This is a genomic window from Citrobacter koseri ATCC BAA-895 (assembly GCF_000018045.1).
Lineage (GTDB): Bacteria > Pseudomonadota > Gammaproteobacteria > Enterobacterales > Enterobacteriaceae > Citrobacter_B > Citrobacter_B koseri.
In genome coordinates, this window is sequence record NC_009792.1 from 2,115,602 (window position 1) to 2,132,543 (window position 16,942).

At 54.9% G+C, this 16,942-nt stretch carries 12 protein-coding genes; 9 read left to right on the plus strand and 3 right to left on the minus strand.

Translation table 11 applies throughout. From position 1 onward, the window contains the following. Positions 1 to 114: 114 nt before the first annotated feature. Positions 115 to 777 carry a fructose-6-phosphate aldolase gene (fsa, locus tag CKO_RS09665; protein ID WP_024130504.1) on the minus strand — a complete coding sequence of 221 codons (663 nt, stop codon included), beginning with the start codon at positions 775 to 777 and terminating at the stop codon, positions 115 to 117. Positions 778 to 912: 135 nt separating this feature from the next. Here fsa and CKO_RS09670 point away from each other — a divergent pair, with 135 nt between their 5' ends. The 7 genes from CKO_RS09670 to CKO_RS09700 all read left to right on the plus strand — a co-directional run bounded on the left by CKO_RS09670 (position 913) and on the right by CKO_RS09700 (position 10,190). Then, the gene (locus CKO_RS09670) at positions 913 to 1,812 is read left to right on the plus strand and encodes a glycyl-radical enzyme activating protein (protein ID WP_012133135.1); all 900 of its coding nucleotides are present in this window, start codon (positions 913 to 915) and stop codon (positions 1,810 to 1,812) included. Positions 1,813 to 1,816: 4 nt separating this feature from the next. Continuing rightward, the gene (locus CKO_RS09675) at positions 1,817 to 4,249 is read left to right on the plus strand and encodes a glycyl radical protein (RefSeq protein WP_012133136.1); all 2,433 of its coding nucleotides are present in this window, start codon (positions 1,817 to 1,819) and stop codon (positions 4,247 to 4,249) included. Between the two features lie 225 nt (positions 4,250 to 4,474). Beyond that, positions 4,475 to 6,460 carry an Hcp family type VI secretion system effector gene (gene tssD / locus CKO_RS09680; protein ID WP_012133137.1) on the plus strand — a complete coding sequence of 662 codons (1,986 nt, stop codon included), beginning with the start codon at positions 4,475 to 4,477 and terminating at the stop codon, positions 6,458 to 6,460. After that, positions 6,457 to 7,140, plus strand: a complete 684-nt coding sequence (locus tag CKO_RS09685; protein ID WP_012133138.1) for a DUF2931 family protein — start codon at positions 6,457 to 6,459, stop codon at positions 7,138 to 7,140. The genes tssD and CKO_RS09685 overlap by 4 nt, the downstream gene beginning before the upstream one ends. 5 nt (positions 7,141 to 7,145) lie before the next feature. Beyond that, entirely contained in the window at positions 7,146 to 7,826 is a 681-nt protein-coding gene (locus CKO_RS09690; RefSeq protein WP_012133140.1) for a DUF2931 family protein, read from the plus strand. Between the two features lie 135 nt (positions 7,827 to 7,961). Beyond that, on the plus strand, positions 7,962 to 8,777 hold the full coding sequence (locus CKO_RS09695) for a Cof-type HAD-IIB family hydrolase (protein WP_024130505.1): 816 nt from the start codon (positions 7,962 to 7,964) through the stop codon (positions 8,775 to 8,777). A 150-nt stretch (positions 8,778 to 8,927) separates the two neighbouring features. After that, positions 8,928 to 10,190 (plus strand): DUF1479 domain-containing protein, encoded by a 1,263-nt coding sequence (locus CKO_RS09700; protein WP_012133143.1) that lies wholly within the window; start codon positions 8,928 to 8,930, stop codon positions 10,188 to 10,190. Here CKO_RS09700 and CKO_RS09705 read toward each other — a convergent pair. Continuing rightward, on the minus strand, positions 10,187 to 11,260 hold the full coding sequence (locus CKO_RS09705) for a LacI family DNA-binding transcriptional regulator (protein ID WP_024130506.1): 1,074 nt from the start codon (positions 11,258 to 11,260) through the stop codon (positions 10,187 to 10,189). The two genes, CKO_RS09700 and CKO_RS09705, sit on opposite strands and share 4 nt — an antisense overlap. Positions 11,261 to 11,552: 292 nt before the next feature. Between CKO_RS09705 and CKO_RS09710 the strand changes: the two genes are divergently transcribed. Further along, positions 11,553 to 12,854, plus strand: coding sequence for an MFS transporter (locus CKO_RS09710; RefSeq protein ID WP_012133145.1), 1,302 nt, complete (start codon positions 11,553 to 11,555; stop codon positions 12,852 to 12,854). A 17-nt stretch (positions 12,855 to 12,871) separates the two neighbouring features. Further along, the gene (locus CKO_RS09715; protein ID WP_012133146.1) at positions 12,872 to 15,235 is read left to right on the plus strand and encodes a glycoside hydrolase family 31 protein; all 2,364 of its coding nucleotides are present in this window, start codon (positions 12,872 to 12,874) and stop codon (positions 15,233 to 15,235) included. An 82-nt stretch (positions 15,236 to 15,317) separates the two neighbouring features. Here CKO_RS09715 and CKO_RS09720 read toward each other — a convergent pair whose 3' ends face one another. Continuing rightward, positions 15,318 to 16,913: an ABC-F family ATPase gene (locus CKO_RS09720; protein WP_024130507.1), complete on the minus strand. Its 1,596-nt coding sequence runs from the start codon at positions 16,911 to 16,913 to the stop codon at positions 15,318 to 15,320. Between the last annotated feature and the right edge of the window lie 29 nt (positions 16,914 to 16,942).

Below are 16,942 nucleotides of genomic sequence, written 5' to 3' on the forward strand. Positions count from 1 at the left end.
CGGATGGCGGCTAACGCCTTATCCGGCCTGACGATGGTTTGTAGGCCCGGCAAGCGCAGCGCCCCGGGCATGTTGCCGGATGGCGGCTGACGCCTTATCCGGCCTACGCGTCGCTCAAAGTGACGTTCGTCCGAACGCGCCCTGCCAGTCGTGCTCAAACTTCGCTACTGCGGCATCGACAGCCGGGTAACTGATAAGCTGCTGCGCGACATCCAGCGGCAGGGTGATGGATTCACACCCGGCCAACAGGCAGTCCAGCGCCTGACGCGGCGTTTTAAAACTGGCCGCCAGCACTTTGGCGTGCGGGGCGTGCATTTTCAGTAGCTGCTGCAAATCATTAACCGTCTGAATACCGTTCCCGCCCTGTGCGTCCACGCGGTTAACGTAAGGCGCCACGTAGTCGGCACCCGCCAGCGCGGATAACAGCCCCTGCGCCGCGCCGTAAACCGCCGTCCCCAGCGTCGGAATACCTTCCGCTTTCAACAATTTAATCGCTGCCAGTCCTTCGGCTGTAACCGGCACTTTTACCACGATATCAGGAATAATCGCCCGCAGCTTACGCGCATCACTGACCATTCCTTGCGCCGTGCTCGCCATCACCTGAGCGAATAAACGCCCCTGCCCGCCCATCGCGTCGTGCAATTCCGGGAGTAACACCTCCAACGGTTTTTTACCTGCCGCCACGATACTGGGATTCGTCGTCACCCCTGCCAGCGGGAATATACGCGCCAGCGATTTCACGGCCTCAACGTCAGACGTATCCAGATAGAGTTCCATAACCATTCCTCAAACTGTGAGATTTTGCATAGTTTAAGACTATCACGACAAAACCTCTCTGAGAGTTGACCTGCGTCAACATAACTTTCATTCGAAAGTTATTTAATCTTTATACGAAAGAAAGAGAGGCCGTTTATGATTTTCAATATTCAGCGCTATTCTACCCATGATGGCCCCGGCATTCGCACCGTTGTCTTCCTGAAAGGCTGCTCGCTGGGCTGCCGCTGGTGCCAGAACCCGGAAAGCCGCGCACGCGCCAGAGATCTCTTATACGATGCGCGCCTGTGCCTTGACGGGTGCACGCTGTGCGCGCAAGCCGCGCCAGAGGTGATCGAACGCGCGCTGAACGGCCTGCTTATTCATCGCGAAAAACTGACCGATGCACATATGGATGCCCTCACCCACTGCTGCCCCACTCAGGCGTTAACCGTCTGCGGCGAAACAAAGCGCGTGGAAGAGATCATGGACACCGTACTGCGCGACAAGCCGTTTTACGATCGCAGCGGCGGCGGTATAACGCTCTCCGGCGGCGAGCCCTTTATGCAGCCGGAACTGGCCGCCGCGTTGTTCAAAGCCAGCCATGATGCGGGTATCCATACCGCAGTCGAAACCTGTCTGCACGTACCGTGGAAATATATCGAACCGTCCCTGCCGAATGTCGATCTGTTCCTCGCCGATTTAAAACACGTTGCTGAGGCGCCGTTTAAGCAGTGGACCGATGGCAGCGCTTCTCGCGTACTGGAAAACCTGAAAAAGCTCGCTGCCGCCGGTAAAAAAATGATCATCCGCGTGCCGCTCATTCAGGGTTTTAACGCCGATGAAGAGGCGATCAAAGCCATTACCGATTTTGCCGCCGACGAACTGCACGTCGGTGAGATCCATTTTCTGCCCTATCACACGCTGGGCATCAATAAATACCACTTACTCAGTCAGCCCTACTATGCCCCGGACAAACCACTTGATGCGCCCGCGTTGCTTGATTTTGCGCAGCAGTACGCCAGCAGCAAAGGTTTAACCGCGACTTTACGAGGATAATCCCATGACCACACTGAAACTGGATACGCTCAGCGACCGCATCAAAGCGCATAAAACCGCGCTGGTGCACATTGTGAAGCCGCCCGTATGTACGGAGCGCGCGCAGCACTACACCGAGATGTATCAGCAACATCTGGATAAGCCGATTCCGGTTCGTCGCGCGCTGGCGCTGGCGCACCATCTGGCGGAACGCACTATCTGGATCAAACATGACGAACTGATTATCGGCAACCAGGCAAGCGAAGTGCGCGCCGCGCCGATCTTCCCGGAATACACCGTCTCGTGGATTGAAAAAGAGATCGACGATCTGGCCGATCGCCCTGGCGCCGGTTTTGCGGTCAGCGAAGAGAACAAACGCGTTTTACACGCCGTGTGCCCGTGGTGGCGTGGTCAGACGGTACAGGACCGCTGCTACGGCATGTTTACCGATGAGCAAAAAGGCCTGCTGGAAACCGGCATCATTAAAGCCGAGGGCAACATGACCTCCGGCGACGCGCATCTGGCGGTAAACTTCCCGCTGCTGCTGGAAAAAGGTCTTGATGGTCTGCGTGACAAGGTGGCAGAACGCCGTTCGCGCATTAACCTGACCGTACTGGAAGACCTGCACGGCGAGCAATTCCTGAAGGCGATTGATATCGTGCTGGAGGCGGTCAGCCTGCACATCAAACGTTTTGCCGACCTGGCGCGTCAGATGGCGGCGACAGAAAGCCGTGAAAGCCGCCGTGACGAACTGCTGGCGATGGCGGAGAACTGCGATCTCATCGCCCATCAGCCGCCGCAGACGTTCTGGCAGGCGCTGCAACTGTGCTATTTCATCCAGCTGATTTTGCAAATCGAGTCTAACGGCCACTCCGTCTCGTTTGGACGTATGGACCAGTATCTCTGGCCGTATTACCGTCGTGATGTAGAGCAAAACCAGACGCTGGATCGCGAACACGCGATTGAACTGCTGCACAGCTGCTGGCTGAAGCTGCTGGAAGTGAACAAGATCCGCTCCGGCTCTCACTCCAAAGCCTCTGCGGGCAGCCCGCTGTATCAGAACGTCACCATTGGCGGTCAGAGTCTGGTCAACGGTCAGCCGGTGGATGCGGTCAATCCGCTCTCTTACGCTATTCTGGAGTCCTGCGGCCGCCTGCGTTCCACCCAGCCGAACCTCAGCGTGCGCTATCACGCCGGAATGAGCAACGACTTCCTCGATGCCTGCGTGCAGGTTATCCGCTGCGGCTTTGGGATGCCCGCGTTCAATAACGACGAAATCGTTATCCCGGAATTTATTAAACTCGGTATCGACCCACAAGACGCTTACGACTACGCGGCCATCGGCTGTATCGAAACCGCCGTGGGTGGCAAATGGGGCTACCGCTGCACCGGCATGAGCTTCATTAACTTTGCCCGCGTGATGCTGGCAGCGCTGGAAGGCGGTCGCGACGCCACCAGCGGTAAGGTCTTCCTGCCGCAGGAAAAGGCGCTCTCCGCTGGTAACTTCACCAGCTTCGATGAAGTGATGGATGCCTGGGATACGCAGATTCGCTACTACACGCGCAAGTCGATCGAAATCGAGTACGTGGTTGACACCATGCTGGAAGAGAACGTCCATGACATTCTCTGCTCGGCGCTGGTGGATGATTGCATCGAACGCGCGAAGAGCATCAAGCAAGGCGGCGCGAAATATGACTGGGTTTCCGGTTTGCAGGTCGGTATCGCTAACCTCGGCAACAGCCTGGCGGCGGTGAAAAAACTGGTCTTTGAACAGGGGGCTATCGGCCAACAGCAGCTTGCCGCCGCACTGGCCGATGACTTTGAAGGCCTCACTCATGAACAGTTACGCCAGCGACTGATCAACGGCGCGCCAAAATACGGTAACGACGATGACACCGTCGATACCCTGCTGGCCCGCGCTTATCAGACCTATATCGACGAGCTGAAGCAGTATCACAACCCGCGTTACGGTCGCGGCCCGACGGGCGGCAACTATTACGCCGGAACCTCGTCCATCTCTGCAAACGTACCGTTTGGCGCGGCAACGATGGCGACGCCGGATGGCCGTAAAGCGCATACCCCGCTGGCGGAAGGGGCAAGCCCGGCTTCCGGTACTGACCATCTCGGTCCAACGGCGGTTATTGGCTCCGTCGGCAAACTGCCTACCGGCTCAATTCTCGGCGGCGTGTTGCTGAACCAGAAGCTGAACCCGGCGACGCTGGAGAACGAATCCGACAAGCAGAAGCTGATGATACTGCTGCGCACTTTCTTCGAAGTGCATAAAGGCTGGCATATTCAGTACAACATCGTGTCGCGCGAAACGCTGCTGGACGCGAAGAAGCACCCGGATCAGTATCGCGATCTGGTGGTCAGGGTGGCCGGTTATTCCGCCTTCTTTACCGCGCTGTCGCCGGATGCGCAGGACGATATCATCGCCCGTACTGAGCATACACTTTAATTTGTAGACACAAATCCCCGGCATACATTGCTGGGGATTTTTTGCATATGACTACGCTGATAATAAGATACTTCTTTCCGTACTCACTATAATTTAACATGTTAGTTATTCCTTTTACGTTTAAATAATGGCCACTTTTTCCGTTTAATTTGATTAATAACAGGTTAACACCTCAGTTTTATCATTAGGCTTATTCCTGATTAAACACCCCACTCAGGAAAGCAAATGAGTAACATTATTTATTTAACGCTGGAGGGTGATATTCAGGGAAAGATTTCTGCAGGTTGTGGTTCACAGGCCTCTGTTGGTAACCGCTATCAGCTGGGACACGAAAATGAAATCTTTGTCTTCAGCCTGACGCAGGCAGTGGACGGCGTTAACGGACGTATCCATCACCACGTTCTGCAATTTTGCAAACTCCTGGATAAAAGCTCTCCATTACTCAATAACGCCATTAATAATAATGAACGTCTAAAACTGACGTTTGATATTTACCGTACTAATAAACACGGACACATGGAAAAGTTTTATCTTATCGAACTTCGCGGTGCAACAATACGATCTGTTAATCAGTTAGCTAAAATGAACGATATGCACTATGAATATATATCGGTGGATTACGATTATATTCTGAGTCGTCATCTCATCGCCGGTACCGAATTCGATTACCTGCTGACGCCGGAGAATTATGGTCGTCTTTTCCCGGTGATGCAGAAGGTCACGCTTCTCAAAGAGCCGCCGGAGCGTAAGGTAACGCTGGTGCTGGGGGTATTCTTTGATGGCACGGGTAATAACGCGGTGAATACCCGGAACATGCTTGAGGCGCTAACGGCGCAGCACTTTGATATCAACAGCCCGGATGCGGCAACCATTCTCTCCAAGAATGCATCGGAGAAGATGGGGATTAGCGGGATTGGGGCGGGTAGTTATCTGGGGTATTACACGAACATTCACTGGTTGAATGAGTTATATGAGCAAAACTTTCAAACTGATGGTAACTATATTCAAGGTGCTGTCTATGTTGAGGGCATTGGCACCCGCGCTGGCGAGCCTGATAACCCGATAGGCCTGGGGCTGGGCACCGCAGAAACCGGGATAATCGCCAAAACTGACGATGCGGTGGCGCAACTTGAAGCCGGGATAAAGAAAACACGATCTCGTTTAAACGGTAAGTATGTTGTCGATACCCTGCTGTTTGATATCTTCGGTTTCAGTCGCGGTGCAGCCGCTGCCCGCCACTTTGCCAACCGCGTCCAGTCAGCAGATCCCGCTATTGCCAATGCAATTTCGGCAGGCATGGGCAAAGTGAGCTATAGCGGTGCATCATCGGGCAAAACCCGCTTTCTCGGCATTATGGACACCGTGGCGGCAGTGGGTACGGTGGCAAACGGCCTTAATCCTCACAGCGCAAATACCGGTAACGTCAACATCCGCCTGCGCCCCGGCGTGGCGCAAAAGGTGTTTCACATTATCGCCCAACACGAGTGCCGCTATAACTTCGCTCTTAACAGCGTTGCCCCAGCCTGGCCGGAGCTGTCGCTTCCCGGCGCCCATTCCGATATCGGCGGCGGATATCTGCCGCAGCTGCGGGAAGACCTCTTTCTCACCCGTCCGCTGGTGGAAACCCTGCCTCATAATCAACCAAGCGCACAATCTCACGTTTACCGGCAGACAATGGCGCAGCTGCGTATGCTGGAGCATTCGCCGGCCATCATGCCCGTCATTCGTACCAATGCGATCACCCCGGAAGCATGGCAGGACGATTTAGCACCAGCGGATCGCTACAGCCAGCAGCAAAAACGCACCTTTGCCGCGCTGACGTTGCGCCATCGCACGGTCAGCTATGACTGGTCGAAGGTTGCGCTACGGGTAATGGTCGATGCCGCAGTCGAAGCTGGGGCGTTGTTTGCTGACGTAGACAAAACCAGAGGACACGCGCTGCCTGACGAACTGAAACCGTTCTGCGAACATGCACGTGAGATGGGAAAAGCAGCTCGCCGGCATGCAGCCGTCAACGGTTTTTCACCAGAAGACATGGATTTGATTGCCCAAAACTATATCCACTGCTCAGCCCACTGGAACGCCGTAGATCTCAGACAGAACGGGGAATTACAGGGTGGCGCTTCAGCCTGCGAAACCATCAGTTTTGTGAACCGGCCGGACGAGAACTGGCTAAGAACGATTTACAACATGGACGGAAAAAAACGATGAAAAGGCATTACGTACTGACACTTACACTATTACTGTCAATCACTGGCTGCAGCCCACAGAAACCTCACCCTTTGCAGTCAAAACAGGCCGCCAGTGGTGACTGGACGCTGCCTTATGGCGAGTGGAGTTTTTCTTTTGTCACCCCTTCTGAACTACCCGCAGAAGTCCTTCATGCCCGGGTTATTGATACGGATGGTTATCTGTATACCTTTAATACGCTTGATCCGACTTCCCGAAGTCCTGATTCTATCGACAATTGGGCTACTGCTGTTCATGGTGTCAGCTTTAATAATTTCAACAAAGTCAAAAAGCCGCCTCAGTACATTGTCTTCTGCTGGGAATCCTATATCGATAAACAAACTTACGAGACCAGCGCCGTGTTCGGACCAGAAACCTGGCTACGGATGAAAACCCCTGCCGATCATACCTGGGACGGGGATGCCGTCTGGTACGACAATATAACTTTCGGCCTGTCCCCTGGTGGCAAAGTCAACGTCTGGTTCCCCGATGTCGCCGGACGTCCCAGCCTTCCCGTAAAACCGCTGAAAATGTGGACCCTCGCAGGCAACGAGATGACGCTCTGCAAAGACTACGTCGTCCCCGGCGGCACGTTTAATTTCATTCAGTCGACGCAGGATTTCATTAAAGGCAAAACCTACCCGTACGGCGACTGGGAATAACGCGGATGAATATAAACAAACTGCTTTTAATCCCACTGCTGATAATCGCCTCTGGCTGCAGCCCGCAGAAACCTGAACCTTTGCAGTCAAAACAGGCCGCCAGTGGTGACTGGACGCTGCCTTATGGCAAGTGGAGTTTTTCCTTTATCACGCCCTATGAGCTACCAGCGGAAACGCTTCATGCTCGGGTGATAGACACGGATGGTTATCTGTATACCTTTAATACGCTTGACCCGACGTCCCGCGACTCAGAATCCGTGGACAAATGGACTGATGTGGCCTTTGGCGGTAGCGTCGTTTTCAACAAAGTCAAAAAACCGCCTCAGTACATTGTCTTCTGCTGGGAATCCTATATCGACAAACAAACTTACGAGACCAGCGCCGTGTTCGGACCAGAAACCTGGCTACGGATGAAAACCCCTGCCGATCATACCTGGGACGGGGATGCCGTCTGGTACGATAATCTTCTCTTCGGCCTATCCCCTGGTGGCAAAGTCAACGTCTGGTTCCCCGATGTCGCCGGGCGTCCCAGCCTTCCCGTAAAACCGCTGAAAATGTGGACCCTCACAGGCAACGAGATGACGCTCTGCAAAGACTACATCGTCCCCGGCGGCACGTTTAATTTCATTCAGTCGACTCAGAATTTCATTAAAGGCAAAACCTACCCGTATGGAAACTGGGATTAACAATATCCTTACCCGACAGGCAACTACAAATACGGCGACTTCAGTTGCCGTTTCACTTTCGAATGAAATTAAATTTGTGCTCCCCGTCACCTTGTTATTAGAATGTTTCAAAACGCAGTGACCCAGGAGCAATGTATGACCGTTAAAGTTATCGTCATTGATATGGACGGAACTTTTCTCGACGACGCCAAAAAGTACGATCACGCACGATTTATGGCGCAGTATCAGGAACTAAAAAAACGCGGCATCGAATTTGTCGTCGCCAGCGGCAATCAGTATTACCAACTTATTTCCTTTTTCCCCGAGCTGAAAGACGAAATTTCCTTCGTCGCGGAAAATGGCGCGCTGGTTTATGAGCATGGCAAGCAGCTGTTTCATGGCGAACTGACCCGGCATGAATCCCGTATTGTGATTGGCGAGCTGTTAAAAGATAAGCAGCTTAATTTTGTCGCCTGCGGCCTGAAAAGCGCTTATGTCAGCGAACATGCGCCGGAATCTTTTGTGGCGCTGATGTCGAAGCACTACCACCGTCTGCAACCCGTGAAGGATTACCAGGACATTGACGATGTTCTGTTTAAGTTTTCACTGAACCTGCCAGACCAGCAGATCCCCTTCGTGGTTGATGCGCTGCATACGTCGCTGGACGGCATTATGAAACCCGTGACCAGCGGCTTCGGCTTCATCGACTTAATCATACCGGGATTACACAAAGCGAACGGCATCAGCCGTCTGTTGAAACGCTGGGATCTTTCGCCGCAAAATGTGGTGGCGATTGGCGACAGCGACAACGATGCGGAAATGCTGAAAATGGCGCGGTATGCTTTCGCGATGGCGAACGCCGCAGACAACATCAAAGCCCTCAGCCGTTATCATACCGATGATAACAACCATCAGGGAGCGTTAAACGTGATTCAGGCCGTACTGGATAACGCCCCGCCTTTTAACATCTGATTCCAGATACCGGAGCGCTGCTCCGGTTTCCTCCTGCTTTTCCATTCTGCGTACCGCATCAAGTTTTTAAACTTGCATTAACTTATTTATAACTTATATTGTCATTTGTAATTAATTTAAGTTTCGAATGAAAGTCAATGCGAGGTGGTTATGGCTTTAACCTTCACAAGCGATACATTACCGGCCGATCATAAAGCGGCGATCCGGCAGATGAAGCAGGCGTTGCGGGCGCAGCTCGGTGATGTGCAGGGCGTTTTTGACAGGCTCAGCGAGGTGATTGCCACACGCGTGGCGGAAATCAATACGCTCAAAGCGCAGGGCGATGCCGTCTGGCCTGCGCTGTCTTACGCGGATATCCAGTCCGGCGCCATCACGGCAGCGCAGCGTGAACAGATCAAGCGGCGCGGATGCGCGGTCATTAAGGGCCATTTCCCGCGGGAACAGGCGCTGGCATGGGATCAATCTATGCTGGATTATCTGGATCGCAACCATTTTGATGAGGTGTACAAAGGTCCCGGCGATAACTTCTTCGGCACATTAACCGCCTCCCGCCCTGAAATTTATCCGATTTACTGGTCGCAGGCGCAGATGCAGGCTCGTCAGAGCGAAGAGATGGCGAACGTTCAGTCTTTCCTTAATCGGCTGTGGACATTTGAAAGCGACGGCAGACAGTGGTTCAACCCGGATATCAGCGTGATCTACCCGGATCGCATCCGCCGCCGCCCGCCCGGCACCACCTCAAAAGGTCTGGGGGCGCATACCGATTCCGGCGCGCTGGAACGCTGGCTGCTGCCCGCCTATCAACGGGTTTTCGCCAGTATCTTTAACGGCGAACTGGAGAAGTACGATCCCTGGCATGCCGCCTACCGTACCGAAGTCGAAGAGTATACGGTCGATAACACCACCAAATGCTCGGTTTTCCGCACCTTCCAGGGGTGGACGGCGCTGTCAGATATGCTGCCGGGCCAGGGCTTGCTGCATGTGGTGCCGATTCCAGAAGCGATGGCGTATATTCTGTTACGCCCCCTGCTGGATGACGTTCCTGAAGATGAACTGTGCGGCGTTGCACCAGGCCGGGTGCTGCCGGTTTCGCAACAATGGCATCCGCTGCTGATTGAGGCATTGACCAGTATTCCGCAACTGGAGGCCGGGGACTCCGTCTGGTGGCATTGCGATGTGATCCACTCCGTCGCGCCGGTGGAAAATCAGCAAGGCTGGGGGAACGTGATGTACATCCCCGCCGCGCCGATGTGTGAGAAAAACCTGGCTTACGCGCACAAGGTCAAAGCCGCGCTGGAAACGGGCGCATCGCCAGGCGATTTCCCGCGTGAAGATTACGAAACAAACTGGGAAGGCCGTTTTACGCTGAGCGATCTGAACATTCACGGAAAACGCGCGCTGGGCATGAGTTAAGCGTCATACAGCCCTTCCCGCTCTACGGCGGTGCGTCGTTTCCCTGGACGTATCCGCCGCACCGACTCCCGCACCGTCAACGTGCCGTTCAGCAACAGCGTACCGATTGGCGCATTCGGACGAACCAGACGTTGTTGCAGCATATGTACCGCCTCCGTCCCCAGCTCATCGCGCGGCACATGCACTGCTGTTAACGGCACATCCTGAATTTCCGCCAGATTAAAGCCGTCAATACTCATCACCGACACATCCTGCGGCACGCGAAGGCCGCGCTTTTGCAACGCGCTGATGACGCCCGCCGCCATAAAATCACCGCCGACCAAAAACGCCGTCGGCAACGCCTTATCCGGCGTATTCGCCAGCCATTCGCTGACCCGCTGCTCCGCCTCTTTCGCACTGAAACTCGGCGATACCAGTAAATCCCGCTTATCGTTAAATTTCAGATTATGGGTTTGCCAGGCGTCGCGAATGCCGGCCAGACGCAGCTCCATCGTGTAGCGACGCAGACAGAGCACCGTCATCACGTCGCGATGCCCCATTGAAAAAAGATAATCAGCGGCAAGTTCGCCAATGGCGCGGTGATCGGGCGAAACGGCTGGCAAACGCATTCGCTGGTCGCGGCAATTAATCAGTACGCAGGGTTTCCCCACGTCCACTGCCAAATCGTGAATATGCGGATCGTCAATCCCTAACAAAATCGCCGCCTGCGTTTCCGCTTCGTTCATCCGCGCGAGGAAAAGCTGCGCGTCACTGTCCAGCTCCTCAAGCGCGCAATAACGCAGCCGTACTTCATACGCCGTCAGCCCTTTACTCACGTTCTGAATCACGCGGTAGTAAAAGATGTCGGACCGCTCATCAAACGCCCGCTGCGGCGCAAAGACCACCAGACTATTCAGCAACAGCCTGCCTGCCGCCATCCCGTCCATGACGCCCAGCTCCCGCGCGCACTCCAGCACTTTGTTGCGCGCTTTTTCACTGGTATTTGCCTTCCCCGCCAGCACGCGGGAGACGGTGCTGACGGAAAGCTGCGTCCGCGCGGCAATTTCGCTGATTTTGAGCCTTTTATCCATTTTGTGATCTTGCTCCATTTGCTAAATGAAAAAATTTTCATAACGCACAAACAGGGAAATAACTGGCTTAACGTCCATCTTGCCAGAGCGATACCGTTAGTAATGAGAAAACTTGCACAAAATCCACTATTGCCCGCCCATTTTCTCACTTAACCTGAACTTGTCACACAACTTACATACTAGTTGTATAGCAACTAAGAATAAATAAAAAGATAATTTTCAATGAGATAACAAAATTTGTGTGACACCAAAACGTTTGTTTCCCCTACCGTCCGTCTTGTGGAGAAAAGAAATGAGTCAGGACATCAATAACACTGTCGCCGCGAGTAAAACCCGCCGCGTCATCAAAAATTTGCGCTGGTATGTGCTGGTGCTGTTCTTACTGGGTGTGACCGTTAACTACATCACGCGTAACTCGCTGGGTATCCTGGCGCCGGAGCTAAAAGAGAGTCTGGGGATCACCACCGAGCAATACTCCTGGATTGTCGGCGCGTTCCAGATTGCCTACACCATTTTCCAGCCCCTGTGCGGCTGGCTGATCGATGTGATTGGCCTGAAGATTGGCTTTATGGTCTGCGCCGGGATCTGGGCGCTGATGTGTATCTTCCACGCGGGCGCCGGAAGCTGGCTGCATCTGGCGATTTTGCGCTTCTTTATGGGCGCATCTGAAGCGGCCGCTACGCCAGCCAACGCCAAAACCATCGGCGAATGGTTCCCGAAATCAGAGCGTCCGGTCGCGGCGGGCTGGGCAGGCGTCGGCTTCTCAATTGGCGCCATGCTGGCGCCGCCAATCATCTACTTCGCGCACGCCTCATTCGGCTGGCAGGGCGCATTTATGTTTACCGGCGTGCTGGCACTGCTGTGGGTGATCCTGTGGTGGGCGTTCTACCATAACCCGGAACAGCACCCGAACCTGAGTGAAGAGGAGCTGGAGTATATCAAGCAGGATAACGAGCCTCCGGCCGTGAAACTGCCCTTCCTGACCGCGCTGAAAACCGTGTCGAAAAATAAACGTTTCTACGGTATCGCGATCCCGGCCTTTATGGCAGAACCGGCCTGGGCGGTGCTGAGCTTCTGGGTGCCGCTGTATCTGGCGAAGGAACACGGCATGGATCTGAAGCAGATCGCCATGTTTGCCTGGCTGCCGTTCCTCGCCGCCGATCTCGGCAGCGTGGCGAGCGGCTACCTCACCCGCTTGTATACCCGTCTGTTTGGCTGCTCTCGCGTTAATTCCGTGGTGGCAAGCTCCGTGACCGGCGCGTTTCTGATGATTTCTCTCGGCATCGTGGCCATTACCCGCGATCCGTATATCACCATCGTGCTGATCTCCATCGGCGGCTTCGGTCATCAGATCATCTCCTGCATGCTGAGCGCACTGGTCGTGGAGTCGTTTGATAAAGGCCAGATGGCGACCGTCAACGGAATGCGCGGCTCTGCGGCGTGGATCGCCAGCTTCCTCTTCTCTCTGTTAATTGGCGTTACCGCCGACAAAATCGGCTTTAACCCGCTCTTTATCGCCATGGGGTTCTTTGACCTGATTGGCGCTGTTTTCCTGGTGGCATTTATTGCTGAACGTCGCGCCAAGCGCGCCTGATAGTGGATGTATTGCGTATGAAAACCCTGAAAAACTGGATTGTAGAGAAACAGTCGGCCCATCATCTGGAACTGCTGGTCGATGGTCAACACCATCTGTGCCTGTACGTACTGGAAGAAAATCTGTTTCGCGTGCTGATCAAACGTAAAGGCGAACTGGCATTAGACAGAACCTGGAGTATCGCCCCGGCGCAGGATGTGCCGTGGGAAGGCCGCAGCCGCGAAGATGTAAGCGGCTTTAGCTGCCCGGCCTGGCAACTGACGCAGCAGGATGGCGCGCTGATTGTCGCTACTGAGCAACTGCGCGTGACCGTCCACCAGCCGCTGTGGCTGGAGTGGCACTATCGCGATGAGGCGGGCGACTGGCAGCCGCTGGTCAACGACCGCCCCACCAGCGCCTATCTGCTGAACGCTCACGGCGACGGCGTGGCGCACTATTTAAGCCGCCGTAAAGATGAACGTTTTTACGGTCTGGGCGAGAAAGCGGGCGACCTGCAACGCAACGGCCAACGCTATGAGATGCGCAACCTTGACGCGATGGGCTATAACGCGGTCAGCACCGATCCGCTGTACAAACATATTCCATTCACCATCGCCCGCCGCGATGACGTCAGCTACGGTCTGTTTTACGACAACCTGAGCAGCTGCTGGCTGGATCTGGGCAATGAAATCGACAACTATCACACTGCCTATCGCCGCTGGCAGGCGGAAGCGGGCGATATCGATTACTACATCTTTACCGGCAAGCGTGTGCTGGATGTCACCAAAGCCTTTGTGCGCCTGACGGGGAAAACCCTGTTCGGGCCGAAGTGGAGCCTGGGTTACAGCGGCTCGACCATGCATTACACCGATGCGTCGGACGCGCAAAACCAGCTGATGAACTTTATCCGTCTGTGCAATGAACACGCGATTCCGTGCGATTCGTTCCAGCTTTCATCTGGCTACACCTCCATTAACGGCAAACGCTACGTCTTTAACTGGAACTACGACAAGGTGCCGCAGCCGAAAGTGATGACCCAGGCATTCCACGATGCGGGGTTGAAGCTGGCGGCCAACATTAAACCGTGTCTGTTGCAGGATCACCCGCGCTACAACGAAGTCGCGGAAAGAGGGTTATTTATCCGTGATTCGGAAACCGATGCGCCGGAACATTCAAGTTTCTGGGATGACGAAGGTTCTAACCTTGATTTCACCAATCCGCAAACCGTCGCCTGGTGGCAGGAAGGCGTCACCACGCAGTTGCTGGAGATGGGGATCGACTCCACCTGGAACGACAACAACGAGTTTGAAGTGTGGGATGGCGAAGCCCGCTGCCACGGCTTTGGCCGCGAAATCGCCATCAAACATATTCGCCCGGTCATGCCGCTGTTAATGATGCGCGCCTCGCTGGAAGCGCAGCAGCGCTTTGCGCCGGAAAAACGCCCGTACCTGATCTCCCGTTCCGGCTGCGCCGGGATGCAGCGTTACGTGCAAACCTGGAGCGGCGATAACCGCACCAGTTGGGATACCCTGCGCTACAACACCCGCATGGGGCTGGGGATGAGTCTGTCCGGGCTGTATAACGTGGGTCACGACGTCGGCGGTTTCTCTGGTGATAAACCGGATGCGGAGCTGTTCGTGCGCTGGGTACAGAACGGCGTGATGCACCCTCGCTTTACCATCCACTCATGGAATGACGATCATACGGTGAATGAGCCGTGGATGTACCCGGGCGTGACGCCGGCGATTCGTAGCGCGATTGAGCTACGTTACCGTCTGCTGCCCTACTTCTACACGCTGCTGTGGCAGGCGCACGCCGACGACGAGCCGATGCTGCGCCCCACTTTCCTCGACCACGAGCACGACGCGCAAACCTTCGCAGAGTGCGACGACTTCCTGCTTGGCCGCAATATTCTGGTGGCAAGCGTGGTGGAACCTGGTCAACGTGAACGCCGCGTCTGGCTGCCGGATAACGAAACCGGCTGGTACGATTTCGATAGCCACGAATGGTTCTCTGGCGGCCAGTGGATCACGCTGAACGCGCCGCTGGAAAAACTGCCGCTGCTGGTACGCGCCGGTGCAGGCCTGCCGCTGAGCGAACGGATCACCCATGTCAGCGCTGAACGAGACGATACCCGCGAGCTGAAACTGTTCCCGGTCAAAGGTGTGGGGACAACGTCCGGTCTGCTGTTTGAAGACGATGGCGAAAGCTGGGGTTATCAGACGGGCAATGCCCTGTGGGTGGAATGGGAGATGGTGTGCGATGGGGCGACCGTCAACCTGAAGATCAACGCGCGTGGAGACTATCGTCCGGCGTGGAACGCGTTGCAGGTATCGTTACCGGCGGGGGAAAAACGCACGCTGCGGGTGAATGGCGTTGAAGGGAGTGAGTGGGTGCTCTGAAAGCTGCCGGGGGGCGGCTTCGCCTTACCCGGCCTACAAACTGTAGCGTAGGCCCGGTAAGCATAGCGCCACCGGGCTTTTTTTAGCCGTCGATCCCTTTACTACGCAGATAATCTTCGTAGTTGCCGCTGAAGTCCACCACGCGCTGCGGCGTAATTTCCAGCACGCGCGTCGCCAGCGAGCTAACAAACTCACGGTCGTGAGAAACGAAAATCAGCGTGCCCTGATACATCTCCAGCGCCATGTTCAGCGATTCGATCGATTCCATATCCAGGTGGTTGGTCGGTTCGTCCATCACCAGGATATTCGGTTTCTGCATCATCAGCTTACCGAACAACATACGCCCTTTTTCACCACCGGAGAGCACCTTCGCCGGTTTTCTGATATCGTCCTGGCTGAACAACAGACGGCCAAGAATGCTGCGTACCGCCTGCTCGTCATCGCCTTCCTGCTTCCACTGACTCATCCATTCAAACACCGTCAGGTCATTTTCGAACTCATATTCGTGATCCTGCGCGTAATACCCAATGCGCGCGTTCTCTGACCATTTCACGGTGCCGTTGTCCGGCGCCAGATCGCCCACCAGCGTTTTCAGCAACGTGGATTTACCCACGCCGTTAGTCCCGAGTACCGCAAGCTTTTCGCCCACTTCCAGCAGCAGATTGACGCCCTTGAACAGCGGGCCGTTATCAAAGCCTTTCACGAGCGCTTCCACTTCCAGCGCGTTACGGAACAGCTTCTTATCCTGTTCAAAACGGATGAACGGGTTCTGACGGCTGGAGGCCTTCACTTCATCAAGCTTAATTTTATCAATCTGACGGGCACGAGACGTTGCCTGGCGAGACTTAGACGCGTTAGCGCTAAAGCGGCTGACGAAAGATTGCAGGTCTGCAATCTGCGCCTTTTTCTTGGCGTTATCGGCCAGCAGGCGTTCACGCGCCTGGGTGGCGGCAGTCATATACTCGTCGTAGTTACCCGGGTAAATGCGCAGTTCGCCGTAATCCAGATCCGCCATGTGGGTGCACACCATATTCAGGAAGTGACGGTCGTGCGAAATGATGATCATGGTGCTGTCACGTTCGTTCAGTACCTGTTCCAGCCAACGGATCGTGTCGATGTCGAGGTTGTTGGTCGGTTCATCAAGCAGCAGGATATCGGGGTCGGAAAACAGCGCCTGCGCCAACAGGACACGCAGCTTCCAGCCTGGCGCAACTTCGCTCATCGGGCCGTAGTGCTGCTCAACCGGAATCCCCACGCCCAGCAGCAGTTCGCCCGCGCGCGCTTCGGCAGAGTAACCATCCATTTCGCCGTATTTCACTTCCAGATCGGCCACTTTATAGCCATCTTCTTCGCTCATTTCCGGCAGCGCGTAGATGCGGTCGCGTTCCTGTTTCACTTCCCACAGCTCAACATGCCCCATGATCACCGTGTCGAGTACGCTGAACTCTTCGAAGGCAAACTGATCCTGGCGCAGCTTACCGATACGCTCGTTCGGATCGAGAGAGACGTTGCCCAGCGTCGGTTCGAGATCGCCGCCGAGGATTTTCATAAAGGTGGATTTACCGCTACCGTTGGCGCCAATCAGGCCGTAACGGTTGCCGCCGCCAAATTTGACGGAAATATTTTCAAACAGCGGCTTGCTGCCGAACTGCATGGTGACGTTGCTGGAAACTAACACTGGCGTATCCTGAAAAATATGTGACAAAC